This is a genomic window from Caballeronia zhejiangensis, from assembly GCF_000698575.1.
Taxonomy (GTDB): domain Bacteria; phylum Pseudomonadota; class Gammaproteobacteria; order Burkholderiales; family Burkholderiaceae; genus Caballeronia; species Caballeronia zhejiangensis.
Genome location: NZ_JFHD01000049.1, coordinates 1 through 26,032, shown reverse-complemented (window position 1 = coordinate 26,032; position 26,032 = coordinate 1). Strand labels below are relative to the sequence as shown.

Here is a 26,032-nt window from a genome sequence, read left to right as displayed (position 1 = left end):
GATCCAAAGATAAAAATGCTTAGGAGACGGTAGATGAGTGGCGTTCCCATTGAAGAGCAGTTGCTCCTTCCACGCTTGCTCTCGTATGCATCGCGATGCCACGGCGAAATCGAGGTAGTAGCCCGCGACACGTCTGGGGAAATCTGCCGTCAAACTTATGCACAAACGGAGCTGCGAGCACGACGGTTGGCGTCCTCGTTAATTGCTCGTGGCTATGGCCATGGTACAAAGTTGGCGGTACTCGCCTGGAACACTATTCGATACTTTGAGTTGTTTTATTCGGTCCCTGGTATCGGTGCAGCCCTTCACACGGTCAATCCGCGCCTTTTTATCGACCAGATCGACTACATCATCAACGACGCATGCGATTCCGTCCTCTTCTTTGACGGTGCCACGCTTCCGATCGTTGAACAAATTGCAGAGCGACTAACGAACGTCAAGACATTCGTGGCAATGGGTGCCCGGGGCGAGTTCGCGGAGGCAAAAATCCCGAATGTGGTCTTGTATGAAGAGCTGGTGGAAGAAGGTGACGCGTCTTACGAGTGGCCGGAGTTCGATGAAAAGTCGGCAGCTGTAATTTGCTATACGTCTGGGACGACAGGCGCACCCAAAGGTGTTACGTACACCCACCGCTCATTGATGCTCTCGTCGCTTATCGGGTCAGCGAATATGCCTGGTAGCCCGCACGGCGAGCGACAGGTCTTGCTATCGCTCGCCCCGATGTTCCACGCGAACGCATGGAACTTCCCATTTATGGGCCCATTGACCGGCTCGAAGGTCGTATTCCCTGGGCGCGATATGCGGCCAGAGAGCTTGTACGAACTGATCGAAGCAGAGGCGGTAACAGGTGCCGCGGGTGTGCCTTCGATCTGGCGCATCATAGTTGATTGGCTCGATTGCAACGGAAAGAGGTTTTCCACAATGCGCCAGGCCTTTTCTGCGGGTTCTCCCCTTCCCACGGATCTAATGAAGGCGCTAACTGAACGGTATGGCCTTGACGTATCCCAGTCATGGGGCATGACTGAGGCACCAAACGCAAGCAGCGGGGCGCTTAAGCCGGAGCACAACAAACTTCCTTCAGACGCCAAATTGACTTATCGCGAGAAAGCGGGGCGCGAGATTTTTGGAATGCGCCTGCGCATCGTTGACGATCAGGGCCATGAGCTAGCTCGTGACGGTCGAGCAGTTGGACACCTGCGTGTTCGCGGGCTCTGGACGCCGCACACGTACATTAACTATCCGGACCGTGCAGCCTTGGATGCTGACGGGTGGCTGGTAACCGGTGACGTTGCGACTATCGATTCCGATGGGTATGTCCAGATCGTAGATCGTGCGAAGGATGTCATCAAATCCGGAGGAGAGTGGATTAGTTCCGTAGAGCTCGAAAGGATTGCGATGCTACACCCGGACGTTGAACGCGCTGCGGTAATTGCAGTCGACGACGAGCGCTGGGGAGAACGGCCGATGTTGATTGTCACGTTGCACGCAGCGGCGAAGGCTGATGCCCAGCAGATCATCGAATTCATGCGACCTCGAATCGCACGCTGGTGGGCTCCGGATACCGTGAAGATCGTAGACGCGATTCCGACCACCGCGACGGGGAAAATCAACAAGGTCGCTTTGAGGAAACGTTTTACCTAGCGTTGCTTTGCCTTATCCGCGGGAGAGCTTGCGATCCACATTTTTTGGAGGTGTTCGAGTGAAGGTTCTGGTAGCTGTTAAACGAGTTGTCGACGCGAATGTCAAAGTGCAGGTCAAATCAGACGGGAGCGCGGTCGACCTCAACAATGTGAAGATGTCCATCAACCCGTTCGACGAAATCGCAGTGGAAGAAGCGGTGCGATTGAAGGAGGCGGGTGTAGCCACTGAAGTGATAGTCGTGTCCGCGGGGGCGGCCCAAGCGCAGGAAACGCTGCGCACGGCGCTCGCGATCGGTGCGGATCGCGCGATTCTTATTGAAACGAACGAGGAACTGCAGCCGCTAGCGGTTGCAAAATTACTGAAGGCCATTGTCGATAAGGAGCAGCCGCAACTGGTGATTCTTGGCAAGCAGGCAATCGACGACGATTCTAATCAGACCGGCCAGATGCTTGCCGCGCTGGCCAATATGCCGCAAGCAACATTCGCTTCAAAGATCGCGATCTCCGACGGCAATGCCACGGTCACGCGGGAAGTCGACGGCGGGTCAGAAACTCTATCGCTCCAGCTGCCCGCAGTAGTCACGACTGACTTGCGCCTCAATGAGCCACGCTACGTTACGCTGCCTAATATCATGAAGGCAAAGAAGAAGCCACTCGAAAAGACCACGCCTAGCGATCTTGAGGTTGACGTTACGCCGCGCCTTAAGACATTGAGAGTCGCTGAACCGCCTACGCGCAGCGCAGGCGTAAAGGTCCCCGACGTAAAGACATTGGTTGAAAAACTCAAGACCGAAGCCAAAGTGCTGTAACGGAGAGAACTGACATGACGATTCTAGTTATTGCGGAACACGACAACACGTGCGTCAAGGCCGCGACATTAAACACGGTGGCAGCCGCGCAGAAGATCGATGCCGACGTACATGTATTGATTGCAGGCCACAACGCACGGGCCGCAGCCGATGAAGCTGCAAAGATTGCAGGAGTTTCGAGAGTTCTGCTTGCCGACGCGCCGCAACTGGAAGCCGGGCTTGCCGAGAACTTGGAACCGACAGTTCTCTCGCTTGCGAAGGATTACACGCACATTCTCGCGCCGACTACCGCGGCGGGCAAGAACGTCGCGCCGCGCATCGCAGCGAAACTGGACATGGCGCAGATTAGCGATATCACCGCGATCATCTCCCCGGACACGTTCGAGCGGCCGATCTATGCCGGCAACGCGCTCGTAACAGTTCAATCCGCAGATCCTATCAAGATCGTCACTGTCCGTATGACTGCATTCGACCCGGTCGCAGCGGAAGGAGGCAGCGCGACGATCGATGTGATTGGAGCCGCAGCAGATAGCGGCGTTTCTCAGCTCGTTAGCCGCGAAGTCACAAAACTCGATCGTCCTGAGCTTACGAGCGCCAAGATTATCGTTTCGGGCGGGCGCGGCCTCGGCAGTGGCGAAAACTACATGAATGTGCTTGAGCCGCTTGCCGCCAAGCTCAACGCGGCACTAGGCGCATCGCGCGCCGCTGTGGACGCGGGCTACGTGCCGAACGACTATCAGGTCGGTCAAACCGGAAAAATCGTTGCTCCGGATCTCTATATCGCAGTCGGTATCTCAGGCGCGATCCAGCATCTCGCAGGAATGAAGGACTCGAAGTTCATTGTCGCAATCAACAAAGACGAGGAGGCGCCAATTTTCGGGATCGCCGACTACGGCCTCGTCGGTGATCTGTTTGCAGTCGTCCCCGAACTGGTCGCCTCCATTTAGGGTTCGTTAGCGAGGCTACTCGTAAAGTCGACTCAAAAGTCGCAGCTCCAAAACTGATGTGGAAATAGCGATTAGGAACCTGCCCCCTCCTACTGAAAACGCAATATGCCTAGTTTTCCTGCCCGTCGAATGGATGAGGACAGTTACGAGCATTGGTCTACGGACACGGTGCGTTGGTCCGACACCGACCGCATTGGCCACGTGAACCATCTTGCAATTGGCGCGTATTTTGAGACAGGTCGTTCACGATTCATTGCCGAACTTGAAGAACCGCATCAAACTTTTGTCACTGCGTCGTTGACTATGGAGTTCATTCGTGAACTTCATTGGCCCGATCTCGTGCGTATCGGCACGGCCGTCATAGAAGTAGGTAACACATCATGCAAGCTGATACAGGGAGTGTTCTCGAACGGCAGCTGTGTCGCTCTTGCGACAACCGTTCTCGTCCTGATCGACTCCGACACACGTCAGCCCGTAGCTATCCCTGATCAGCAACGTTCGATGATGGGACTGCACGCACTGAAGTAACCGAAGCACTTAAGAGGACAAGTCCACTTCCGGCGGCGCTTAACAGACTGATTGCGTCAGCACAGGCGAATCTCGACTGCGAAAACGCACGCGCGAAAATGGTATCTCGAACCGCGCGGACAGGCCGTGAATATTGTCTGGATCCCGCCTGAGAGGGCGGCAGCCCCAGCTACACACGCATGTAGTCGAGCACCTCTCTCTGGGGGAGCTGATCAAGATTTTTGCTGTTGATTGACAGTCCGGGTAGTCGTTTCGAGCTTTGCGCCCAATGGACTCGATGGGTGTTTGCGTCGACGTGCGTAGTGGCGACATGCCGCGAACAGATTCGGCTTCCGCGGCTCATTGTCTCAATCGGGCGGTGCTCCGCCGGGCAGTATTCCAAGCATCTGATTACAAGCAATTGAGTTTCATCAGTCGGTAGACAACCGAAACACATGGAGCCAGTATGAACGATCAACCTAAGCAGGGCGGCCCGTGTGCCGGGCTGCGTGTGATAGAGCTGGGTTCGCTCTTTTCGGCGCCAATCGCAGGACAAATCCTCGGGGACATGGGCGCGGAAGTGATAAAGATTGAGCCGCCCGGCGGCGATCCATTGCGGAAGGTAGGCCCGTTTCACAACGAAATGGGAGCGCTTTTCATGATGGTCAACCGACGGAAGAAGAGTGTCATCCTAGATCTGAAATCGCCAGACGATCTTAACATTGCAAAACAGCTGATTGCCACCGCTGACGTGTTGATTCACAACAATCGTGCAGGGGTCATGGAGCGCCTTGGATTGGGATACGATCAACTGAAGGACACCAATACGAAGCTTGTCTACGCAGCTATTTCCGGCTTCGGCACGTCAGGCCCGTATGCATCAAACGCTGCCTATGACCACCTATTACAGGGAATGACTGGGATTATGTATGTGCAAGGGCGCGGAGGTAATCCCGAGCCAATTAGAAATCTGATTGTGGACAAAACAGCCGCGACAATCACGGCCAGCGCGATTCTTGGAGCCCTGCTTCAACGAGAACGGGGTGGAGGGCTGGGCCAACGCGTAGACGCGTCCTTACTGAATACGTTCTCCTGGATTGGAATGATGGACAACATTAACACCTTCGAATCGAGCGAAGGAGGAAAGACGGCAACGCTGGATATTCACCACCCCGTTCGAACGCGGGACGGATGGGTAATCGGTCATGTACAGAGTGACGAACACTTTTCGGCGGCCTGTCGCATTTTTGAGCGAGAGGACTTGATTGGGCACGATGACTGGAATTCGGTAGCGCAGCGGGTCGAGCGAAGCGGAGATATGTGGCGCGAGTTCAGCAGACGAGCTAGTGAAATGACACGCAACGAGGTTTTAGCCCGTGCGGCTGAAAAGGGTATTGCGATTGGCCCCATTTATACACTCGAAGAGTTCCTTCAGGATTCTCAAGTGAAACACAATCACGCATATGTCGATTTCGAAGACCCGGATTTCGGTACCGTCCGTTACATGAATTTTCCAGTCAGTTTCAGCGCGGCGTCGATCGATATAAGGTCACGCGCACCGCTTCTCGGTGAGCACACGGAAGAGGTTCTGACGCTTGCTCGGTCTTGAATGATAGTTCGGCCTTGCGGGCGGACATGTCGACGCTACCGCCGCGGCGAAAAAGTACAAACGAACGCATGTTGTATTGCACCTTCACAGCGGACGGACGGTACGTCGCAGAAGAGTCTGCCCGATTCGCCAGCAAGAGGGAGTCTTGACCTGCCGGCCCCACCGGCTCATGCGACTCGACGCCCGGGGCTGTCCGGGTTGCCCATCCCGATCACGCGGCGGCGCCTTCATTGTGGCGGCGTAGAGGCCCAGCTCAGGATGCCTGGCTAGCTGCGGGGATGTGATTTCACTCACGCGGCATGAGGGCGTGTGCAGCGGATCGACGAAGTCGTAATGCTTCAGCCAGGTCGGCGTCTCCGGGAAACCCCCAAGGTGCAATCAGATGGTGCGTAGAATATAGTCATTTGTATAAAGCAATTGTTTTAAACAGGGACCGATCGGAGGTGTTATGAAAAGGAAGAGTTTGGTCGACGTGTACGGACGATCTTTTGACTCCGAAAAACATGGAGTGACGCTTCCGAACGCTGACCCGAATCGCCATCCCATCGCGATCGCGAAACATGAAGTCGGTGCTTTGCGTCAACACCAATGCTGCGCGCCTCGGGGAGCAGTGTTTTCGTGGTTCGACGTCATGTGCAAACGCGCTTGTCAATCACTGCAAGTAGTCGCATTGGCATATGCCGCTGCACCTGCAATCCAGACCGGCGCCCTTGACGATGCCTTGCAATTGCTCGAAAAAGATGCCCTGCCGTCCAAGTTGGAAGAAAAAGGTGGCGGGTTGGCCCGAAGATGGGCTTGGGGCGTCGGGTGGAAATAAAGCGGTGAAGAGCAGAATGCTTCTAGAAGGCGACGTCGCTAAACCTAGATGCAGCAAACAACTTGTTAAGACGGAAAACGTCGCCTCTGCGCGCCTCCATCCGTTGAGTCAACCCTTACTTCGAAGTCGACGATATGAAAATTGAAGCAGCTGTTGCGCGCCGTCAAGCTGAGGAGTTCTCCGTGGAAACGCTCGACATCGACGATCCGCGCAATGACGAAGTTCTCGTTCGGATCAGTGGCGTGGGCGTGTGCCACACGGACCTCGCTGTACGCGATGGCGTCCTTCCAATACCACTGCCTGCGGTTCTCGGGCATGAAGGCAGCGGTACCGTAGTGGCCGTCGGCAGCAATGTCACCAAGGTTAAGGTTGGAGACCACGTGGTTCTGACGTTTAGATCCTGCGGGCATTGCCACAGTTGTGACGACGACGACCCCGCTTACTGCCAACAATTCAATGAGTTGAATTTCGCCGGTGTCCGGAGCGACGGTTCTCATTCGTTGCGTTCCGAAGGCGAAGCAGTCTCTGGAAATTTCTTTGGGCAGTCATCCTTTGCCTCGTATGCCCTCGCGTACGAAGCAAACATTGTTAAGGTGGATGAACGCGCGCCCCTCCCCATACTTGGACCGCTGGGGTGCGGAGTGCAAACGGGCGCGGGCGCGGTGATGCGCTCGCTTTCTTGCGAGCAGCATTCTTCCATTCTCGTTCTAGGCGCAGGAACGGTTGGACTTAGCGCGGTTATGGCAGCTGTAGTCCAGGGTTGCAGCCACATCATAGTGTCCGACCCGATGGAAGCCAGGAGGGAACTCGCTCTTGCGCTAGGCGCCACGCACGTCGTTGACCCGATCAACGCAGATCTCGGGGCCACGGTTCGCAACTTCCTGCCGCACGGTGTTGACTACGCGCTCGACACGACCGGAAACGTCGCGGTATTGCAATCTGCTTTGAGTTGTATGGGACATTTGGGCACGCTCGGGCTGGTTGGCGTTCCAAATAAGCCTGGCGTCACGATTCCGGTCGATCCGCTCCAGTTGATGTCGCTGGGCTTGACCCTCAAAGGCATCGTCGAGGGCGATAGCGATCCTGATGTCTTCATTCCTGAGTTGGTCGCGCTATTTCTTAACGGGAAGTTTCCGTTTGACAAGCTAGTTCAGACCTATCCGCTGAGTGAGATTAACCGGGCGGTGACTGACCAGGCGCGCGGCATCTGCGTCAAACCCGTCTTAATTCCCGCCGAGCAAGGGGAGGCAACTCATGCAGTTTGACAGCGACTACACGATGACGATAGGCGGCCGGGGCTTCGAGGCGGAGGCCACGATCGATGTGATCAATCCCGCAAACGGAGCCGTCATTGCTACAGCACCGCGCGCATCGAAGGCTCAACTTGACGAGGCGGTCGCGGGTGCAGCTCGCGCGTTTCCTTCGTGGAGCGCGGCTGGAGTCGAGGCGCGCAGGGACGCTGTAAGGAGGTTGGGATCGAAGTTGGTCGAAAACGCGGACGCCTTAGCGCGCCTTCTCACGTCCGAGCAAGGTAAACCATTGGCGGACGCGCGTGCTGAAATCTTGGGCGCTGCATACTGGTGTGAGACTTTGGCGACCGTCGATATGCCGGTGGTAGTCGTTGAAGACTCCAGAGATCGGAAGGTCGAGACCCGACGGGTTCCGCTGGGCGTGGCCGCTGCGATCGTACCTTGGAATTACCCCATCTCGATCGCGTTTCTCAAGATCCCGGCAGCGCTTCTCACGGGTAATTGCGTCGTGGTGAAGCCCTCGCCATACACACCGTTGACAACGCTAAAGATCGGCGAGCTCTCTCGTGACCTCTTTCCTGCTGGCGTTCTCAGCGTTCTATCGGGCGGCGATGAACTCGGTCCATGGATAACGGAGCATCCTGGGTTCGCGAAAATTAGTTTCACGGGGTCTTCGGCTACGGGAAGGCGTGTCGTCCAGTCGGCTTCGCATACGTTGAAGCGTGTCACCTTGGAACTTGGGGGAAATGACGCTGCGATCGTGCTCGCCGATGTAAATGTACACGCCGTTGCTGAGAAGATCTTTTGGTCAGCATTTACGAATGCCGGCCAGGTGTGCATGGCGACAAAGCGCCTGTACGTTCACGAATCAGTTTATGACGAGCTTGCCTTCGCACTTGCGGAATATGCGAAGACGGTAAAAGTAGGCGACGGCTTCGAGCCAGAAACGAAGATTGGACCGATACAAAATCGCGCACAGTACGACCGCGTTTGTCGCCTTATTCACGACATCGCTGAGCGTGGAGAGCGAGTGCTGATCGGCGGAAACGTTGTGCCAGGGGCAGGGTATTTCGTCCCCGTCACCATCGTTGATAACCCTCCCGAAGAAAGTCCAGTGGTTCAGGAGGAAGCGTTCGGCCCGGTGTTGCCGATGCTTAAGTTTTCGGACCTAGATGACGTGATTGCCAAAGTTAATGCGAGCCCATATGGACTAGCAGGATCGGTGTGGTCGAGCGACGCGGATGCAGCCGCGTTGATTGCAAGCCGCATTCACAGCGGTACGGTGTGGATCAATGACTGGCTTTATATAACCCCCTTTACACCATTTGGCGGCCGCAAGCAATCTGGATACGGGGTGGAATGCGGACTGGAAGGGTTGTTGGAATATACAGGTACTCAAACGGTGGCGATCAACCGGAGCTAAGCAAGTTCCGATTGTGGAGCAAGCTGCGTAACAGGGTACACCGTAAAACGGAGAGAACAGATGACTGACGCAACCGAAAGCAGACCGGCTTTGATTCCGGACGATATCGCCCGCATCGTTGTAGATCCGAAGTCATACACGGACGACGACGTGATCTATCCCGCGCTCAAATGGCTGCGGACTAACACGCCAGTGGGGCGGGCGGAGATTGATGGCTACGACCCGATGTGGATCGTATCGAAGCACGCCGACATAATGACGGTAGGCAAGCAGCCTAACCTGTTTAGCAACGCGGCCGAAAGCGAAATCCTGTACGACAGAGCAAACGATCAGTTCATGAAGGCTATGAACAATGGCAATCCGCATCTCGTGAGCAGTTTGACTGCCATGGATCCGCCGATGCATACATCGTACAGGAGTCTGACGTCTAATTGGTTTCTGCCAGCGAACATCCGTCGCCTCGAGGAACGGGTTCGCGTGATCGCGAAGGCATCCGTTGAACGCCTGCTGCAGTTCGACGGTCGATGCGACTTCATGAGCGACTGCGCGCTTTATTACCCGCTGCATGTCATCATGACCGCGTTCGGAGTGCCAGAAGAAGACGAGGGCCGCATGCTTCGGCTGACTCAGGACTTCTTCGGCGTGCACGACCCCGATGAACATCGCGACGAGCTCCCTAAAAGCCCCGATGCGGCGGCCAAGCAATGGCACGCGGCTCTAAACGACTTCTACTCATATTTTTCAGCGCTCACCAAAGATCGGCGGGAACGACCTCGCGATGATCTGATGTCGCTGATCGCGAATAGTCAGGTCGATGGCAAGCCGATTGAGGAAGAGTACGCAAACGGGTATTACGTCGCGATCGCAACGGCGGGACACGATACGACGTCTTCGACCACGGGCGGGGCGATGCTAGGTATGGCGCGATTCCCCGACCAATTCCGTTTGGTAAAGGAAAACGCCGCATTGATCCCCGGCCTGGTGGATGAGGCGTTGCGGTGGAATTCTCCTGTCAAGCACTTCATGCGGACTGCCACCGCCGACACGTCGATTGGCGGCCAGGAGATCAAATCCGGCGATCGCCTTATGCTGAGTTATCCGTCGGGCAATCGCGACGAATCGGTTTTCGCTGACCCGGACGTTTTCGATATCACCCGCAGCCCTAATCGCCATTTGGCATTTGGGTGGGGGGCACACATGTGCCTCGGGCAGCATCTTGGGAAGCTCGAAATGCGGATTTTCTTCGAGGAGCTACTTCCGCGCCTGAAGTCATTCGAACTCGACGGCGATCCGAAACTCGTCGAGACAAACTTCGTCGGCGGATTGAAGCGCCTTCCGATCAAATTCGAGAAAGCTTAAAGAGTGCGATGGACGTAGTGAAGACGTTCGCTCGTGCGGCTCTTTGTTTCAGGGAGATGTAAATGGCGCAAACCGATAGAATCCGCATCGTGATAGTTGGAGCCGGGCATGCTGGGGTCGCTGCCGCCACCTTGTTCGGTCAGCGCGCCCCCAACTGCGACGTCGTTCTCGTGGGGGAGGAAGGTCATCTTCCGTACCATCGGCCTCCGCTTTCGAAGGCTTATCTCAAAGAAGGTGCCGACTCAACGCGGATTCTCCTGAAAGGAGAGAGTTTTTATGCTGCGAATCGCATTGAATTGAAACTAGGCGAACGTATCGTTGGAATCGATCGCGAGACTAAGCAGATCATCGTGGCCGCAGGTGCGCCGATCAAATACGACGCGCTCATTCTCGCGACGGGATCAGAGCCGCGTCGACTAAACGTGCCGGGCGCGAAGTTGAACGGTATCTATGAACTGCGCGACATAGCGGATGCAGACAAGATCCGGAGCGCACTCGGCAAAAGTCGACGGCTCGTGGTTGTAGGCGGTGGGTATATAGGATTGGAGGTCGCCGCTTCGGCACGAGCTGCCGGCCTCGGAGTAACTGTCGTGGAGCGCGAATCCCGAATCCTCGCGCGTGTTGCTGGCACCGTGCTTTCCCAGCGTGTCGCCGAATATCACTGCTCAAATGGGGTCGAGATCATTACAGACACCCAGGTAGTAGTGTTTGATGCCACCACTGATGGCGACGTCGGGGCAGTCAGATTGTCGACCGGTGCGACATTGGAATGTGACATGGTGCTTGTGGGCGTTGGGGGCGTTCCGCGTGACGAATTAGCCCGCGATGCAAACCTCTCTTGCGGCGATGGAGTCATTGTTGATCACCGAGCACGGACGTCAGACCCGTCGATCTACGCGATTGGCGATGTGAGCGCGCGCCCTGTTCCGCTATACGGTAGAACGCTTCGGCTCGAGAGCGTACAAAACGCGACCGAACAGGCTAAACAAGTGGTCGCGGATATCACGGGGCAGGCCGCGCCAAAGGCAGAAATCCCTTGGTTCTGGTCGGATCAATACGATCTAAAAATACAAATCGCCGGCTTACCACTGGACGCGGACAGCTATGTGGTTCGGATTGGCGCCGGGTCACAACAGCTAGCGGTGTTCCATCTTTTAGGCGAACGGCTACGCGCGGTCGAGGCGATCAATTCGCCCGCCGAGTATATGGCGGGGCGAGCGCTAATCGAGAGCGGAGGACGCTTGAGCAAACAGAAACTGGCAGATGCGACAGTAGCAATGAGCAACGTTTTAGCTGACTTGTGAATGAATATTTGGACGGAGTAACTGATGCCTACGATTACATATATTGAGCAGAACGGCACGCAACACGTGCTTGAGGGTCGAGTTGGAATGAGCGTCATGGAAGTGGCCGTTCAGGACGGAGTGCCAGGAATCATTGCCGAGTGCGGCGGCAGCTGCGCGTGTGCGACCTGTCATGTTTATGTTGCTGAGGAGTGGGCAAACCGCATCGAATCACCTTCTCCTGAAGAAGCCGCGCTACTGGAATTCGCGGAATTCCGCACCGAATACTCGCGGCTTGCTTGTCAGATACCGGTATCCGACGCCGTTGATGGACTAGTGATCAAGTTGCTAGATGTTTAAGCGAGGGCCTGCGCAGCGGCAGTCCGCACCGCAAAGGTGAAGCAAGACATGCTGCGCTCTCTCGACGATGTCTAAGTCAAAGAAAAAGCGACACAGAATCAAGACGCTCAAAGAAGTCGCATGCAATACGCTATATCGCATGGAGGGCCGCGCGCTGCCGCGGCGTATTTCAACAGCCCGCCTGGGGTGCCCGCACTAGAGCCGGCTCCCGAAGGGGCAATAGCTAGGAGGAGATTTTATGAGTGGCCCCTTGTACCTGCCTAAAGGCGGCGTCCTGTCCGTGGCTGACAAAGACAGGCCATCGTTGGAGTGGATCTCTGCACTGAGACGGCGTTATGTGACTGAGCCTGAGATCGATCGATTGCTGACCCGAAAAATGGAGCGACGCGCGGGCCACGTTTATAAGCCCGTCTCCCTGGAGCAGTTGTCTAACTGCCTGGATTCGCTGTTGCGAGCGGAAATCGGGAACGAGTTTGAGATAAGCGATGCAAGATGGCTGTCCGGTGGCGCATCCAAGCTTCAGATGGCCTTCACTCTCGGCTGGGACCGTCCGGGCATCGGCTACGAACGAACGCCTATGGTGCTGCGGATGGAGCCGGCGGAGTCCTTGGTCGAAACCAGTCGGCTTCGAGAATTCCAGCTGATCAAAGCGGTGGCTGGAGTAGTACCGGTGCCCCCCGTGTTCTGGTGCGATGAGGACGGTAAGCATCTGCCTTACCCCGGCCTGATTTACGGGTTTGCCGCCGGCGTTGCTAAGCCGAGCAACACCACCAGTGGTGTATCGGGCGTCGGTACCCAGCTCGCGCCTGAAATCCGGAAGTTGCTTGCGCCACAATTTGTTGAGCATCTTGCCAGTATTCACAGTCTCGACGTCCACAAGGCCGACCTCTCCGCATTCCAGATTCCAGTGGCCGGCACGCAGTGCGCGCAACTCGGCCTCGATTGGTGGGAGCGGGTTTGGGAGGAAGACGGCGATGAGGAAATTCCTTTGCTTCGCATGGCGGCCGGTTGGCTGCGCCGCACAATGCCCGTGCTTGACCAGCCGGTCATTGTCCATGCCGATTACCGCCTCGGGAACTTCTTATTCACCGAGCCGGATATGCGTATCTCTGCGCTTTTGGACTGGGAGTTGGGCCGCATTGGCGATCGGCACCAGGATCTAGCATGGACGACTAGCCGTACGCAGGGAAGCTTCGATACAGAGACGAACACGTTCCTGGTCTCCAGCATGATGTCGGAACCTGAGTTCCTTGAGGCATACGAAAAGGCAGCGAACTTTTCGGTGAATCAACGCACCATGCGTTGGTATCAAATTTACAACAATTTCAGCTTGGCAGTTTTGCTACTGGGCACTGGCTATCGAATCGCTCGGAATCGCAAAACCCACCAAGATGTTTTGGTAGCGTGGCTGATGGGCATCGGTTACGTGGTCCTTGACCAGCTTGGCGAACAACTCGAGAGGGGACTTTAAGATGCAAATGCGACCCGAAATTCAGATCGCGACCATGATTACGGCAATGACCGACGTCATCATGCCGGCGATTGATCCAAAAAATCGGCTTGCGAACGAGCAATCGCAGCTCGTTGTCGGTATGCTTCATTTGATGGAAAAGCAGCTGCCGCTGCAATTCCGATTTGACCGGGACGAATTACAGCGTCTAATCAAAGCGGCTGGCGACATTAATACGATTTGCGGGGAAGACTCGGCGCGCTCAGAGGCGCTGAAGAGCCTCAGTGATGCGCGCGCGGCAGCAACCGAGACATTAGAAAAGTGCCAAGTCGAACCTGCCAGCATTGTGGAATTCATTCGCGCGTTGCGTTCGGGAATTGGACTCGTACTCACCGACATCGAAGAGAAAGGCACAGTTGGCCACTTAGAAGCAACCGAGGCGGTGGTTCTGAAAATGTCCCGCGAGCAGTTCTTACGAGATCGGGCGCTGCTGGTCCCTCAAAATTGGGAAACCGATCCGGCATCGTTGCCGTCGATTGAAACGTTGCTATCGACGGTCTAAACTGCCGAACTCGGAGCGACTGCTCATTGCAAGATACTATGGAATATCGAACATGAAACCAAATTACGAAAAATTTGAAGGTTACATAAAGAGTGACGGAAATCCGCACTGGAATCAAAGCTATTACTACAACGCCTACGATCCGGTCACCCGAGTCGGCATTCTGATTCGCGTTGGCATTCAGGAGAGCCGGCAGGACACGAACACATGGTTTATCGTCTTTCAAGATGGCCTTCCGATTTTTACTCGAACAAACATGAACCTGCCGTATTCCGCAGGACGCCCTTTGGAGGGGTTGGAAATAGCGGGTATGCGCATTCACGCAGAAATCCCGTTGAAGAAAACTCGCATCTCGTTATCTGCAGACGGCTTCTCTGCGGACTTTACATGGGACGAGTTGCATCCTATGGAAGATAACGTTGCCATGACGAACGATACAGAGGGCTCGTTCGCACGCGAACTTTCGCACGTTCATCTTGAAGGCACGTCCACGATCACCGGACACTTCGTCCACCGCGGTGTACGCACTGACGTAAATGCGAAAGGATTTCGCGATATCGCTGCGGGCCCGCGAAACTGGGATGCATTGCTGCATTATCGGTTAGCATGGCCCGTTTTCGAAAACGGTACGGCTTTTGCGGGTGTGCATGGCATTTCAACGGAGAAGCAATCCGCTTATATGCGCATGTACCACGATGGGACCCAGTGGCGCCGGGTTACCCATATCGATGACCAAATGGTTTTTGCGTCCAATCAAACCTCGGTTGAAAGTGCGCAGTGGACGTTCACCGACGATTTAGGTCGGACCTTTGAAATGTCGGGAAAGCCATTGTTCACTTGGCTATTCCCCCTCGACACGTTCGTGCTTTGCGAACAGATGATGGAATTTCGCTTGGGAGACGGAACGATTGGATACGGTCTATACGAGACCGGCTACCGATTGCCCTGGCGGGGGATCGAATGAGATAGCGCCAACGGGGTCGGCCGCGGCGCGAACGGAAAAAATTGGCTATTGATAGCCTCTCGTATGGCGTTGCGCCGAGTGGAGACGCCGTCTAGTCGCATAAGCAGTCCCCAGGTCTGAGGATAGTCTTTCGTCATGCCGTGGTTTCCGAAGAGCTTCCCTGGTCGATGGTAGCGGCAATCGACCCGGGTCGACGGGCGCATGCGGCCGTTCGGTGGCGGTGGGCTCTTTGCCGACTAAAGACAACATTCGGAAAGTAGAAACGATCGACCATCGTTTCCGGCTGACTTTCGCAGTCGCTTCCACATTCGAACAGATGGCTAGCCGTGTAAGACCCTGTCCGGCAGATGATAGGCAAGACGACTAGTAGTACTAAACCAATATGAGCGCGACATCCCTGCGTTGGTTCCTAGCTAATTGTACGGACAGCAAATACGGAATGTCAGGTTCTCATATTAGATCAGGAGACGAACATGGGAAGGCTTGATTCGAGCGCAGGACGGTCGCTTTTGGGCGGAGCATTGTTTTTCCTATGCGGACTCGCGCAAGCCAAGAGCAGTGTCACGCTTTACGGGGTGCTGGACTCTGGGTTCTTGTACACAAACAAAACGCTCAATTCGGCTACTGGACAAAATGGCGGAAAGCAGTTTTCGTTGATCGATGCGGGATTGCTAGCGTCCCGATTTGGCATTATGGGAACGGAGGACTTGGGCGGCGGCCTGAAATTGAATTTCGATCTTGAAAGCGGGATCAGCGCGGTAAATGGCGGTTTCAGTGATTCGAACGGCAATCTGTTCGGTCGTCAGGCCTGGGTTGCACTTGACGGAAGATTCGGCGAAGTTAAGGCGGGTCTTCAATACTCGCCGTTTTATCTGGCCATCTATGAGACCGACCCGCGCGCATTCTGGCAATTCGGCAGCGGCGTTGTTAACTACGCCGACAATGTCCTCGCCACCGGCACCTTCAGCGCAAATGCGGTGTCGTATACGAGCCCGGTGTTCGGCGGGTTTTCGGGTAGCGTAATGTTCGCTCTTGGCGGCGAAGCAGGCAATTTCCAAGCGGGTCGACAATATTCCGCGAGTCTGAAATACGACAACGGCGCCCTCCTGATCAATGCGGCAATTTTCGGCAGCAATAGCGGCGGAACGGGTCAGACTCCTGTTCCTAGTACGTTGGAATTCGAAGGCCGCACGTTGGGGGCGGCATACAGATTCGGCACGCTAAGCGCCAAAGCGTCGTTCGTCAACTACAAGGTCGCAGGGTCGTTCAACAATAACGTCTACGGTGGAGGGCTCGATTATCTTGTACTGCCTCAATTGGACGTCAATGGTGGCGTCTGGGTGACGAGTGACCGTAACGACACAAAGAATCATTCGGTTGTGGTGGCGCTCGGTGCGGAATACTTTGTCTCGAAAAGGACGGGAGTTTATGCCCAGGTGGGTGTCGCGAACAACCATGGTGCGATGAACACTGGGTTATCGATCCAGGGTGCGCTATATGGGGCACCGGGAACCACGACCGGCGTGCTTCTGGGCGTAAGTCATAAGTTTTAGGTGCCCGCAGCAACGTGGGTCGCCTTAACAAAGCGTCGCAATGCGTCTCGTGGCCTAATTTTGAAGGGTCGACCGGCACGGACGCGCCTCGTGACGAGTCCCGTTCGGGCTGGTCGTTGCGCGTTAGGGCCAAGTGCAAGAACCGGTGTCGGTCAAGTTCGGCAACCGAACGTGCTCGCCTACCTTGAATTACGTCGCCCTAAGTAACGGACGCCGGGGAAAGCTTTTGTTCAATACCAAGAAAGGTAGATGATCATGATTCGTTTAAGTGTGGCCGACTCGCGGCGTGAGTCGATGGAATATGACGTCGTGATCGTTGGCGGTGGCCCGGCTGGACTGTCGGCGGCCATCCGGCTCAAGCAACTTGCACAGGAAAAGGGCGTCGAAATCGGGGTCTGCGTGCTCGAAAAAGGCTCGGAAATCGGCGCGCATATTCTTTCCGGCGCGGTGATGGACCCGCGCGGTCTCAATGAACTGATCCCCGACTGGAAGGAAAAAGGCGCGCCTCTTGACGTGGAAGTCAGCGAGGACCGGTTCCTGTTCCTGACGCAGAACAGCGCGAAGCAAGTGCCCAACTGGCTCCTGCCGGACAACTTCAAGAACCACGGCAACTATGTGATCAGTCTCGCGAACGTCGCGCGATGGCTCGGTCAGCAGGCGGAAGCACTGGGCGTCGAGATTTTCCCGGGTTTTCCCGCAGCCGAAGTGCTCTATAAAGACGATGGTTCGGTGCGCGGCGTGGTGACGGGCAACATGGGCGTCGGCAAGGACGGCCAGCCGACTGAAAATTTCCAGCTCGGCATGGAGTTGCACGCGAAGTACACGCTCTTTTGCGAAGGCGCGCGCGGTCATCTCGGCCGCCAACTCACTGACAAGTTCAAGCTGCGCAAGGACGTCGATCCGCAGGTGTACGGCCTCGGCATCAAGGAACTGTGGGAGATCGATCCGCAAAAACACAAGCAGGGTTTGGTGATCCACACTGCCGGCTGGCCGCTGGAAAGCGATACCTACGGCGGCTCGTTCTTGTATCACATGGATAACAACCAGGTCGTGGTCGGCTTTGTCGTCGGGCTGGGGTATTCGAATCCGTATCTGTCACCGTTCGAGGAGTTTCAGCGCTACAAGACACATTCGTCCATCCGCTGGTTTCTCGAAGGCGGCAAGCGTATTTCCTACGGCGCTCGGACGATTGCGGCGGGCGGCTTGGTCTCGCTACCGAAGCTGGTGTTTCCGGGCGGTGCGCTGGTCGGCTGCGATGCGGGGTTCCTCAATGCATCGCGAATCAAGGGCTCGCATGCGGCGATCAAGACCGGCAAGCTCGCCGCCGAAGCCGCGTTCGATGCCGTTCAAGCCGGCCGTCAGAACGACGAACTCACCGCCTACCCCGAAGCCTTCGAAAGCTCTTGGCTCAAGACCGAGCTCTATCGCGCGCGCAACTTCAAACAGTGGATGAGCAAGGGCCTGTACACGGGAACCTTCATGGTCGGACTGGAGCAGAAAGTGATGGGCGGCAACGTGCCGTGGACGCTGCATCACCGGCACGCGGATTACGAGACGCTAAAACCAGCGTCGCAATGCAAGCCGATCGTCTATCCGAAGCCGGACGGAAAGCTGACGTTCGATCGCTTGTCGTCGGTGTTCATCTCAAATACGAATCACGAGGAGAATCAGCTGGCGCACCTGACGCTGAAAGATCCATCGGTGCCGGTGAACGTGAACCTGCATACCTATGCGGGTCCGGAAAGCCGCTACTGCCCGGCCGCCGTGTATGAATTCGTCAAGACCGACGACGGCAACGAACGCCTGCAGATCAACGCGCAGAACTGCGTCCACTGCAAGACGTGCGACATCAAGGACCCGACGCAGAACATCGTCTGGGTGACGCCGGAAGGCGGCGGCGGCCCCAACTACCCAAACATGTAAAGGGGATTTCATTTCTCAGTTGGCGCGAAGAGCCGACCGGGCCAGAAGGTTTCCCCGACATCGTCAACCGTCGGACTGCACATAAGGGTAGCCGACCGACGTGGCAACTGGCAGGGGAACAGGGAAACGGAGCGCGACCAATTTGAAGCTCGGGGCGATACTTTGCTACCGGCGCTACCATCGTACCGATCACGAAGATCTGGAACGCGGCAATTGCTGGTTGCGAAGGGAGGTCGCGGTCATGCTGCAACGCCTTAAAGTACCAAGCGAAGCCGAATCAAAGCTATCGAGCTCAAGCGCATGAGCACAACTCAATGAGTCTCAGAATATCGTTATTTGTTTGCACCTCCTTTGAGCCGAGCGAGTGGCATATGGTCAGTCGTCAGCCCTACTGAGTCCGCTCCATACGACCTTGACAGCATTGCGGTATGTCTTCAATTTTGAAGCGCTGTCGTTACTCCACCGAAGGAAGACGACCAAGCCTTCCAGGCTCGACATGATTAGTGCGCCGCGCAACTCGCGTTCGGCACTCGATAACTGTGGATTGATCTCGCCGACAAGCTCTGCAAACAGCCGCGTGAACTGTTTTTGCATCTCCACGACGACGTCCCGCGCGAATGGTTCGTGCAACGCCAAGCCCCAACTTTCGAAGATAGAAGCGGGGAGACCTGGTTTAATGAGTTCCACGAAAGCATCGTCGACGATTGTTTCGAGCCGAGCTTGCGGGGAGTGGGTTTTGTTTTCCGCGAAGTGTCGGAAGCGCTCGAGATACCGCCTGGAGATTTCTTCGATCGTGGCGCGCAACAGTGCTTCGCGGCTCGGAAAATAGTGCTGTAACGTGCTCAGGCGAATGCCCGCATCATTGGCAACGCGGTTGATGGTGTACCCGGCGTAACCTGCCGCGATTAGCACATTGATCGAGACGTCGATGATTTCGGGCACCCGGCTCTGCCGGTTGCCGCGCCGTTTCACGGGGTCGACGATCGATTGTTCAAGCATCGCCGCCGAAGTGAGCGTCAATTTCTTCATCTTTACTCCATCTTGGACATTGTCTCGCTACTGGCTCAATTTCCCACCCGGTAATGAACCTTGTCGGCGGGACGAGAAAAAGTGCGCGCTGTAGGTCTCGACCCGCATCGCCTGTCGTTCCACCAGACACAAATGTTCCTCACATTGCATCTTAATAGGTTGAAGAACCGAAAAAAAGTATTGGTTTAGCTCTGGGTGATGGCTAGGCCGGCCGTCAAGTCCACCGCCAGCGCGCATCCCGTCGGAAGCTCCTAAATCTATCGTTTACCCTCAACATCCACGTAACGGTTGATTTATAGGTTGTACAACCTATAATTGGAGCATGGTTACAGGGCGAAACGCAGAAGCGTCCGGTCATTCTTTCAGTGGCAGGACGGTGGCGTAGCCCGGTGATAGGAGATTGAGATGAACTCCGGTGAGAAGTCATTGCGTTTGCTGGTCGGCAAGTGGTTCGGACTTGCTGCCGCGGTGCCGGTGCACGTGATGGAGTTCAGTCGCACTCCATCCGATCGGAGGCGCTTTGTGCGCGTCGGCGTGGCGCGGCCGCAGGGACGCTTAACTATAGTTTTCTTCCGGCACGATGACGGTTCCTGGAACGTTTTCCCGCCAATGGCGAACACACCGGCGATGCGTCCTTACCGATTCGCGGCCTGAGCGGCGGACGGTACTCTTGCCATGTTTACGGTTGGTGCGGCTCTTAGTAGCCTCACCGAAGGCGAGCAGACGCTCAGCGGTTCGTCCATCTCTCGCATGGACTCTGCGATAAGAGCAATAACGTCTATACCCGAAATAGGCCGGTGATTCCTTCGCGTCGACTTCAACAAGGGGTGGTTATGCTAGATCGTTTACATTCGATCGTTTTGCCCGCGTCTCGAGGCGTCGGACCCGACGATTCTACGTCCGTCGCAGAAGATCAATGCCGCGTAGCCATTCTTGTCCGGCTTGAGGAGATCAACTCTTGTTGGCTTGGCGCGCGTATTGCGATTACTGCGACGGCGGTGTTATGCGTCCTAGGCATCGGCATACTGAATGCTGGATCGGTCATTTGAGACGCTACCGACCTGCGACCTATGGTAAGGGGCATAAGACAACTCGCCTGTACGCGGGCGATGGCCGCCCATGCTTCATCAATACTACCGCCGGCAACATGTGATCGTCCTCGCGTCGCGGGGACTAGCGCTCGCTTCGGTCAATAAGATGGGCTGCCTTTATTCATTTATTCAAGCGCACCCCACCGGATTTTGCAGCACTTTACTCCAAGGGTCCCTTCCAGTTGCTATAGCTGACGGCTAAGAGGAGGCTGGGCAATGTGCATTCGCTGGGCTGCCCGCGTGAAATTGCGTTCCTCGGCTATAACGACAAAATAGCGAAGATGCCGCGGCTCCATCTCAATACCTCCTGGATATGGCCCGATACTAAATCAGTGTTGGACGGGTCTTTCGGGCGTCCAGTATTCTTCATTCACACCTCCAGTTTCAGCACCAGATTAGACCTACTAAACATATCAGGTTCGGGGTCGAATCAAGGCTTTACCCCCGGAAATAGGAGCAGACGTCATGAGCGTGAAAGTGTTCGATACGAAGGAAGTGCAGGACCTGCTGAAGGCCGCCGCCAATCTGGGTAGCCAGGACGGCAATCCTCGCGCCAAGCAGATTGTCCAGCGTCTCCTGGGCGATCTGTTCAAGGCCATCGACGAACTCGACATGACGCCCGATGAAATCTGGGCCGGCGTCCACTATTTCAACAAGCTCGGCCAGGACGGCGAAGCCGCGTTGCTCGCTGCCGGCCTTGGGCTGGAGAAGTATCTGGACATCCGCATGGACGCCGCCGACCGCGAAGCCGACATCAACGGCAGCACGCCGCGCACGATCGAAGGTCCGCTGTATGTCGCCGGTGCGCCGGTGCGCGAAGGCGTATCGAAGATCGACCTCGACCCCGATGCGCATTCCGGCCCGCTGGTGATTCACGGCACAGTGACCGGCCCCGACGGCAAGCCCGTCGCCGATGCAGTCGTCGAATGCTGGCACGCCAACTCGAAGGGCTTCTATTCGCACTTCGACCCGACCGGCGCGCAAAGCGAGTTCAATCTGCGCGGTGCGGTCAAGACGGGGGCCGACGGCAAGTACGAATTCCGCACGCTCATGCCGGTGGGTTACGGCTGCCCGCCGCACGGCGCGACGCAGCAACTGCTGAACGTGCTCGCCCGCCACGGCAACCGTCCGGCGCACGTGCACTTCTTCGTGATCACCGACAAGTACCGCAAGCTGACGACGCAGATCAACATCGAAGGCGATCCGCTGATCTGGGACGACTTCGCGTACGCCACCCGCGAAGACCTGATTCCGCACGTGGTCGAAAAGAACGGCGGCACGGCGCTCGGCATGAAGGCCGACCCGTACAAGGACATCGAGTTCAACTTCGAGTTGACTCCGCTGGTTCAGGGCAAGGACAACCAGCTCGTCAATCGCCTGCGTGCGTCAGCCCCGACGTAAATCGCTCGACGCGGCGGCCAAGCGATAACCCGGCCGCCGCTCAATTCTTCGCAAGATCATTTGATACTAGTGCAAGCGCTCCATCGTCTGGAGCACGCATGGGGAGAGCACACATGTCCGTCATCACCGACAAAGCCAGGCAACTCGAAGAACTGCTGCATACCGCCGTGCGGGATGACAAGGAAGCCGGCGTCTTCCGCTGCCGCCGCGACATCTTCACGAATGCCGACCTGTTCGAACTGGAGATGAAGCACATCTTCGAAAGCAACTGGGTGTATCTGGCGCATGAAAGCCAGATACCGAACAACAACGATTACTACACCACGTGGATCGGCCGTCAGCCCATCGTCGTTACTCGCGACAAGACTGGCGAACTGCATGCGGTTATAAACGCATGCGCTCACAAGGGTGCGATGCTGTGCCGGAAGAAACATGGCAACAAAGGCAGCTTCACTTGTCCGTTCCATGGCTGGAGCTTCTCCAACACCGGCAAGCTGCTGAAAGTGAAGGATGTGAAAACCACCGAATATCCGGTGCAATTCAATACGCACGGTTCGCATGACCTGAGAAAAGTCCCGCGCTTTCAAAGCTATCGCGGCTTCCTCTTCGGCAGCCTCAACGAGGATGCTGTACCGCTCGAAGACCACCTCGGCGAGACCAGGGTCATCATCGATCAGATCGTCGATCAGGCGCCCGAGGGCCTGGAAGTGCTGCGTGGCAATTCCTCGTACATCTACGATGGCAACTGGAAGATGCAGATGGAAAACGGCTGCGACGGCTACCACGTCAGCACCGTGCACTGGAACTACGCCGCGACGATGGACCGTCGCAAGGTCGACGGCACCAAGGCGGTCGATGCGAATAGCTGGAGCAAGTCGGTAGCGGGCGTGTACGGGTTCGACCACGGCCACATTCTCCTGTGGACCAAGACGATGAACCCGGAAGTGCGACCGGTCTATCAATACCGCGATGAAATCAAGGCGCGCGTCGGCGAAGTCAAGGGGGATTTCATCGTCAACCAGACGCGGAACCTGTGCCTGTATCCGAACGTGTTTTTGATGGACCAGTTCAGCACGCAGATTCGCGTGGTACGTCCGCTTAGCGTCGACAAGACCGAAGTCTCGATCTTCTGCTTTGCGCCGAAGGGCGAGAACGCCACGGACCGCGCTACGCGTATCCGCCAGTACGAGGATTTCTTCAACGTCTCGGGTATGGGTACCGCGGATGACCTCGAAGAGTTTCGTGCCTGCCAGGTTGGCTATGCCGGCACCACTGCGTTGTGGAATGACCTTTCGCGCGGCGCGCCGCTCTGGGTCGAAGGGCCGGACGGAAACGCGAAGAACATGGGCCTCAAGCCGCTCATCTCGGGCGAGCGCAGCGAAGACGAAGGCCTTTTCGTATGTCAGCACGAATACTGGGTGCATGTGATGCGCGACGCGCTGAAGAAGGAACAAGCGGAGGCACTGGCATGAGCTTCGACTACCAGCAAATCTGCACGGTGCTGTACCGCGAGGCGCGTCTGCTCGATGACCGCCAGTGGGACGAGTGGCTCGCCTGCTATGCCGAGAACGTGACCTACTGGATGCCGGCGTGGGACGACGACGACCAGCTCACCGACGACCACGAGAGCCAGATCTCGCTGATGTACTACCCGGACCGTGGCGGCCTGGAAGACCGTGTGTTTCGCATCAAGACCGAACGCAGCGGCGCTTCGATGCCTGAGCCGCGTACCAGCCACAACGTGACCAACGTGGAAGTGCTGGCGCAACGCGATGATGAAGTGGACGTGCGGTACAACTTCAACACGCTCAGCCACCGCTACAAGATGACTGATCAATTTTTTGGAACGATGTTCGTTACCTTGCGAAAGGTCGATGACAGCTTGTTGATTGCCAGTAAGAGAATCGTGCTGAAGAACGACTACATCCGCCAGGTGCTAGACGTCTACCACGTGTGACGTCGAATGCCGGGGGAATTGTAAGTAGGAGACAACGTGTCCAGCTACAACATTGCATTGAACTTCGAGGACGGCGTGACGCGCTTCGTCGAATGCAAGCCGGGTCAGAAGGTGCTCGATGCCGCCTTCCGCGCGAAGATCAATCTGCCGATGGATTGCTCCGATGGCGTCTGCGGCACCTGCAAGTGCCGGGCCGAGAGCGGCAGCTATGACCTCGGCGACGAGTACATCGAAGACGCGCTGAGCGAAGATGAGAAAGATAGCGGCCTCGTCCTCACCTGTCAGATGGTGCCGACAAGCGACTGCGTTATCGCCGTGCCGGCATCTTCCGCTGTTTGCAAGACTGAGCAGAGCAAGTTCGCTGCGACGGTGTCCAAGGTCGAGCAGCACAACGATGCAGCGGTCGTGCTCGACATGGACGTGGATTCGATTGCGCCCGTGTTCCTGCCAGGCCAGTATATCAACATCGATGTTCCAGGAAGTGGCCAATACCGCTCGTATTCGTTTTCATCAGCGCCGGGCGAATCGAAAATCAGCTTTCTGATCAAGAAGATTCCCGGTGGCGTGATGAGCACCTGGCTCGACTCCGCACAGCCCGGCACCAAGGTGGAGCTAGTCGGACCGCTCGGAAGTTTCTATCTGCGCGCCGTGGAGCGACCACTGCTGTTCCTTGCTGGCGGCACGGGCCTGGCACCGTTCCTGTCGATGCTCGAAGTGCTAGCGCGCGCTGGTTCGCAGCAAAAGGTCCATCTGATTTACGGTGTGACACGCGACCTCGACCTGGTGCAGGTCGATGCCATCGAAGCCTACGTGGCGAAGTTGCCGAACTTCACGTACACCACCGTCGTGGCCGATGCGGATTCGAACCATCCACACAAAGGCTGGGTGACGCAGCACATGCCGGCCGAAGCCTTGAATGACGGCGACGTCGACGTGTACCTGTGCGGGCCGCCGCCGATGGTCGATGCCGTGCGCAAACACTTCGACGACACCGGCGTGAAGCCCAACAGCTTCCACTATGAGAAGTTCACACCCAACGCGGCACCGAGGACCGCATGAACACGCAACGATTTGCCGACAAGTTCATCGTCGTGACCGGCGCGGCGCTGCGTGCGGCCGCCGAAGGTGGCAAGGTGCTGTTCGTCGATCGCGCAGACTTCGTTTCCGAAGTTGCCGCCGAAGCGAAAGGCGCAGACACGGCAGGATTCGTCGCCGACCTCGAAACGTACGAGGGCGCGAGATCGGCGATGGAATTTGCGGTGCGGACGTTCGGTGGCATCGACATTCTGATCAACGGTGTCGGTGGCGCAATTCGCATGCGTCCTTTCGCGGAGTTCGAGCCTGCCCAGATCGACGCAGAAATTCGCCGTTCGCTGATGCCCACGCTGTACGCGTGCCATGCGGTGCTGCCGCACCTGATCAAGCGCGGAGGCGGAACCATCGTCAACGTCTCCTCGAACGCCACGCGTGGTATCCGACGTGTGCCGTATTCGGCGGCGAAGGGCGGTGTCAATGCGATGACGCAGTCGCTGGCGATGGAATACGCGGAGCACAACATCCGCGTAGTCGCCACCGCGCCGGGCGGGACGGACGCGCCTCCACGACGTGTCCCGCGCAATACCGCCGGCGACAGCGAACAGGAAAAAGCCTGGATGGGCGAAGCGGTGAAGCAGGTCACTGAATCGACCTTTCTCAAGCGCTACGGCAGCATCGACGAACAGGTCGCGCCGATTCTGTTCCTCGCGTCAGACGAGGCAGGCTATATCACCGGGACCGTGTTGCCAGTAGCCGGTGGAGATACGGGCTGACCCATGCATGCCTCGAGCGGGAGCGTTTTCATTCCCGGAGTCGGAGCCATTCGATCGACCTGTAAGCGTTCAATGCTTACATCTCGACGGCTTTTTCTTCAGATACTTGTTCGAATGAGAATTATCATCGCCGTCGAGGCCGGTCGCGCAAGCCATGACGGAAGCACAGTAAGTTGCTTCAGCTAGACCCGCTCGGTGCGCTCGCCGCTCGTTTCCCGTTCGCAGTAAACCGAATCGCCGTTGACCCACGTGGCCGCGACCAGTCCGCTGTCCGTCAGCTCTTTACAGGC

23 protein-coding genes and 1 pseudogene are annotated in these 26,032 nt (G+C 56.6%); 22 read left to right on the top strand and 2 right to left on the bottom strand.

What is annotated here, in order from left to right; genetic code table 11:
• Positions 1 to 33: 33 nt before the first annotated feature.
• The 16 genes from BG60_RS32850 (at position 34) to BG60_RS32780 (ending at position 18,456) form a co-directional block, all read left to right on the top strand.
• Entirely contained in the window at positions 34 to 1,641 is a 1,608-nt protein-coding gene (locus tag BG60_RS32850) for a long-chain fatty acid--CoA ligase (RefSeq protein WP_008344939.1), read from the top strand.
• A 58-nt stretch (positions 1,642 to 1,699) separates the two neighbouring features.
• Positions 1,700 to 2,449 carry an electron transfer flavoprotein subunit beta/FixA family protein gene (locus tag BG60_RS32845; protein ID WP_008344938.1) on the top strand — a complete coding sequence of 250 codons (750 nt, stop codon included), beginning with the start codon at positions 1,700 to 1,702 and terminating at the stop codon, positions 2,447 to 2,449.
• Positions 2,450 to 2,463: 14 nt separating this feature from the next.
• The gene (locus BG60_RS32840; protein ID WP_008344935.1) at positions 2,464 to 3,396 is read left to right on the top strand and encodes an electron transfer flavoprotein subunit alpha/FixB family protein; all 933 of its coding nucleotides are present in this window, start codon (positions 2,464 to 2,466) and stop codon (positions 3,394 to 3,396) included.
• A gap of 129 nt (positions 3,397 to 3,525) precedes the next feature.
• Complete coding sequence (locus BG60_RS32835) at positions 3,526 to 3,924, top strand: acyl-CoA thioesterase (protein ID WP_033535934.1); 399 nt, start codon at positions 3,526 to 3,528, stop codon at positions 3,922 to 3,924.
• A gap of 445 nt (positions 3,925 to 4,369) precedes the next feature.
• Entirely contained in the window at positions 4,370 to 5,512 is a 1,143-nt protein-coding gene (locus BG60_RS32830) for a CaiB/BaiF CoA transferase family protein (RefSeq protein ID WP_008344931.1), read from the top strand.
• 448 nt (positions 5,513 to 5,960) lie between these two features.
• Positions 5,961 to 6,329, top strand: a complete 369-nt coding sequence (locus BG60_RS38475) for a hypothetical protein (RefSeq protein WP_144403611.1) — start codon at positions 5,961 to 5,963, stop codon at positions 6,327 to 6,329.
• 134 nt (positions 6,330 to 6,463) lie between these two features.
• On the top strand, positions 6,464 to 7,594 hold the full coding sequence (locus BG60_RS32825) for an NAD(P)-dependent alcohol dehydrogenase (RefSeq protein ID WP_033535935.1): 1,131 nt from the start codon (positions 6,464 to 6,466) through the stop codon (positions 7,592 to 7,594).
• The gene (locus BG60_RS32820) at positions 7,584 to 9,002 is read left to right on the top strand and encodes an aldehyde dehydrogenase family protein (RefSeq protein ID WP_008344924.1); all 1,419 of its coding nucleotides are present in this window, start codon (positions 7,584 to 7,586) and stop codon (positions 9,000 to 9,002) included. Before BG60_RS32825 ends, BG60_RS32820 begins: the two co-directional genes overlap by 11 nt.
• Positions 9,003 to 9,062: 60 nt before the next feature.
• Positions 9,063 to 10,361: a cytochrome P450 gene (locus BG60_RS32815; RefSeq protein ID WP_008344922.1), complete on the top strand. Its 1,299-nt coding sequence runs from the start codon at positions 9,063 to 9,065 to the stop codon at positions 10,359 to 10,361.
• A gap of 62 nt (positions 10,362 to 10,423) precedes the next feature.
• Complete coding sequence (locus BG60_RS32810) at positions 10,424 to 11,665, top strand: NAD(P)/FAD-dependent oxidoreductase (RefSeq protein WP_008344921.1); 1,242 nt, start codon at positions 10,424 to 10,426, stop codon at positions 11,663 to 11,665.
• A 24-nt stretch (positions 11,666 to 11,689) separates the two neighbouring features.
• Positions 11,690 to 12,004 carry a 2Fe-2S iron-sulfur cluster-binding protein gene (locus BG60_RS32805; RefSeq protein WP_008344919.1) on the top strand — a complete coding sequence of 105 codons (315 nt, stop codon included), beginning with the start codon at positions 11,690 to 11,692 and terminating at the stop codon, positions 12,002 to 12,004.
• Between the two features lie 238 nt (positions 12,005 to 12,242).
• Positions 12,243 to 13,475, top strand: a complete 1,233-nt coding sequence (locus tag BG60_RS32800) for a phosphotransferase family protein (protein WP_008344918.1) — start codon at positions 12,243 to 12,245, stop codon at positions 13,473 to 13,475.
• Positions 13,476 to 13,521: 46 nt separating this feature from the next.
• Complete coding sequence (locus BG60_RS32795; protein ID WP_144403712.1) at positions 13,522 to 14,016, top strand: hypothetical protein; 495 nt, start codon at positions 13,522 to 13,524, stop codon at positions 14,014 to 14,016.
• 52 nt (positions 14,017 to 14,068) lie between these two features.
• A complete protein-coding gene (locus BG60_RS32790) occupies positions 14,069 to 14,980 on the top strand; it encodes a DUF7064 domain-containing protein (RefSeq protein ID WP_008344914.1) in 912 nt (303 codons plus the stop codon).
• A gap of 473 nt (positions 14,981 to 15,453) precedes the next feature.
• On the top strand, positions 15,454 to 16,533 hold the full coding sequence (locus BG60_RS32785) for a porin (RefSeq protein WP_008344913.1): 1,080 nt from the start codon (positions 15,454 to 15,456) through the stop codon (positions 16,531 to 16,533).
• A gap of 249 nt (positions 16,534 to 16,782) precedes the next feature.
• Complete coding sequence (locus tag BG60_RS32780; protein ID WP_008344910.1) at positions 16,783 to 18,456, top strand: electron transfer flavoprotein-ubiquinone oxidoreductase; 1,674 nt, start codon at positions 16,783 to 16,785, stop codon at positions 18,454 to 18,456.
• 375 nt (positions 18,457 to 18,831) lie between these two features.
• Here the strand turns inward: BG60_RS32780 and BG60_RS32775 are convergent, their stop codons facing one another.
• Positions 18,832 to 19,485, bottom strand: coding sequence for a TetR/AcrR family transcriptional regulator (locus tag BG60_RS32775; RefSeq protein WP_034474137.1), 654 nt, complete (start codon positions 19,483 to 19,485; stop codon positions 18,832 to 18,834).
• A 405-nt stretch (positions 19,486 to 19,890) separates the two neighbouring features.
• On the opposite strand from BG60_RS32775, the gene BG60_RS37520 reads away from it, so the two are divergent.
• A complete protein-coding gene (locus BG60_RS37520) occupies positions 19,891 to 20,139 on the top strand; it encodes a hypothetical protein (protein WP_008344906.1) in 249 nt (82 codons plus the stop codon).
• Positions 20,140 to 20,764: 625 nt separating this feature from the next.
• Here BG60_RS37520 and BG60_RS37515 read toward each other — a convergent pair.
• A pseudogene (locus BG60_RS37515) lies at positions 20,765 to 20,872 on the bottom strand (LysR family transcriptional regulator); the annotation flags it as partial.
• Positions 20,873 to 21,041: 169 nt separating this feature from the next.
• Here BG60_RS37515 and catA point away from each other — a divergent pair.
• The 5 genes from catA (at position 21,042) to benD (ending at position 25,742) form a co-directional block, all read left to right on the top strand.
• Positions 21,042 to 21,977 carry a catechol 1,2-dioxygenase gene (catA, locus tag BG60_RS32770; protein WP_008344904.1) on the top strand — a complete coding sequence of 312 codons (936 nt, stop codon included), beginning with the start codon at positions 21,042 to 21,044 and terminating at the stop codon, positions 21,975 to 21,977.
• Positions 21,978 to 22,090: 113 nt separating this feature from the next.
• A complete protein-coding gene (locus BG60_RS32765) occupies positions 22,091 to 23,449 on the top strand; it encodes a Rieske 2Fe-2S domain-containing protein (RefSeq protein ID WP_008344902.1) in 1,359 nt (452 codons plus the stop codon).
• Positions 23,446 to 23,934, top strand: a complete 489-nt coding sequence (gene benB, locus BG60_RS32760) for a benzoate 1,2-dioxygenase small subunit (RefSeq protein WP_008344901.1) — start codon at positions 23,446 to 23,448, stop codon at positions 23,932 to 23,934. The genes BG60_RS32765 and benB overlap by 4 nt, the downstream gene beginning before the upstream one ends.
• A gap of 36 nt (positions 23,935 to 23,970) precedes the next feature.
• Entirely contained in the window at positions 23,971 to 24,993 is a 1,023-nt protein-coding gene (benC, locus tag BG60_RS32755) for a benzoate 1,2-dioxygenase electron transfer component BenC (RefSeq protein ID WP_008344899.1), read from the top strand.
• Positions 24,990 to 25,742, top strand: a complete 753-nt coding sequence (gene benD, locus BG60_RS32750; protein WP_008344897.1) for a benzoate diol dehydrogenase BenD — start codon at positions 24,990 to 24,992, stop codon at positions 25,740 to 25,742. The genes benC and benD overlap by 4 nt, the downstream gene beginning before the upstream one ends.
• The last annotated feature ends 290 nt before the right edge of the window (positions 25,743 to 26,032 follow it).

What these genes read in the sequence shown, in the direction of transcription:
- BG60_RS32850 (WP_008344939.1), top strand. Translation starts at nt 34, where the DNA reads ATGAGTGGCGTTCCCATTGAAGAGCAGTTGCTCCTTCCACGCTTGCTC.
- BG60_RS32840 (WP_008344935.1), top strand. Translation starts at nt 2,464, where the DNA reads ATGACGATTCTAGTTATTGCGGAACACGACAACACGTGCGTCAAGGCC.
- BG60_RS32835 (WP_033535934.1), top strand. Translation starts at nt 3,526, where the DNA reads ATGGATGAGGACAGTTACGAGCATTGGTCTACGGACACGGTGCGTTGG.
- BG60_RS32830 (WP_008344931.1), top strand. Translation starts at nt 4,370, where the DNA reads ATGAACGATCAACCTAAGCAGGGCGGCCCGTGTGCCGGGCTGCGTGTG.
- BG60_RS38475 (WP_144403611.1), top strand. Translation starts at nt 5,961, where the DNA reads ATGAAAAGGAAGAGTTTGGTCGACGTGTACGGACGATCTTTTGACTCC.
- BG60_RS32825 (WP_033535935.1), top strand. Translation starts at nt 6,464, where the DNA reads ATGAAAATTGAAGCAGCTGTTGCGCGCCGTCAAGCTGAGGAGTTCTCC.
- BG60_RS32820 (WP_008344924.1), top strand. Translation starts at nt 7,584, where the DNA reads ATGCAGTTTGACAGCGACTACACGATGACGATAGGCGGCCGGGGCTTC.
- BG60_RS32815 (WP_008344922.1), top strand. Translation starts at nt 9,063, where the DNA reads ATGACTGACGCAACCGAAAGCAGACCGGCTTTGATTCCGGACGATATC.
- BG60_RS32810 (WP_008344921.1), top strand. Translation starts at nt 10,424, where the DNA reads ATGGCGCAAACCGATAGAATCCGCATCGTGATAGTTGGAGCCGGGCAT.
- BG60_RS32805 (WP_008344919.1), top strand. Translation starts at nt 11,690, where the DNA reads ATGCCTACGATTACATATATTGAGCAGAACGGCACGCAACACGTGCTT.
- BG60_RS32800 (WP_008344918.1), top strand. Translation starts at nt 12,243, where the DNA reads ATGAGTGGCCCCTTGTACCTGCCTAAAGGCGGCGTCCTGTCCGTGGCT.
- BG60_RS32795 (WP_144403712.1), top strand. Translation starts at nt 13,522, where the DNA reads ATGACCGACGTCATCATGCCGGCGATTGATCCAAAAAATCGGCTTGCG.
- BG60_RS32790 (WP_008344914.1), top strand. Translation starts at nt 14,069, where the DNA reads ATGAAACCAAATTACGAAAAATTTGAAGGTTACATAAAGAGTGACGGA.
- BG60_RS32785 (WP_008344913.1), top strand. Translation starts at nt 15,454, where the DNA reads ATGGGAAGGCTTGATTCGAGCGCAGGACGGTCGCTTTTGGGCGGAGCA.
- BG60_RS32780 (WP_008344910.1), top strand. Translation starts at nt 16,783, where the DNA reads ATGATCATGATTCGTTTAAGTGTGGCCGACTCGCGGCGTGAGTCGATG.
- BG60_RS32775 (WP_034474137.1), bottom strand. Translation starts at nt 19,485, where the DNA reads ATGAAGAAATTGACGCTCACTTCGGCGGCGATGCTTGAACAATCGATC.
- BG60_RS37520 (WP_008344906.1), top strand. Translation starts at nt 19,891, where the DNA reads ATGAACTCCGGTGAGAAGTCATTGCGTTTGCTGGTCGGCAAGTGGTTC.
- catA (WP_008344904.1), top strand. Translation starts at nt 21,042, where the DNA reads ATGAGCGTGAAAGTGTTCGATACGAAGGAAGTGCAGGACCTGCTGAAG.
- BG60_RS32765 (WP_008344902.1), top strand. Translation starts at nt 22,091, where the DNA reads ATGTCCGTCATCACCGACAAAGCCAGGCAACTCGAAGAACTGCTGCAT.
- benB (WP_008344901.1), top strand. Translation starts at nt 23,446, where the DNA reads ATGAGCTTCGACTACCAGCAAATCTGCACGGTGCTGTACCGCGAGGCG.
- benD (WP_008344897.1), top strand. Translation starts at nt 24,990, where the DNA reads ATGAACACGCAACGATTTGCCGACAAGTTCATCGTCGTGACCGGCGCG.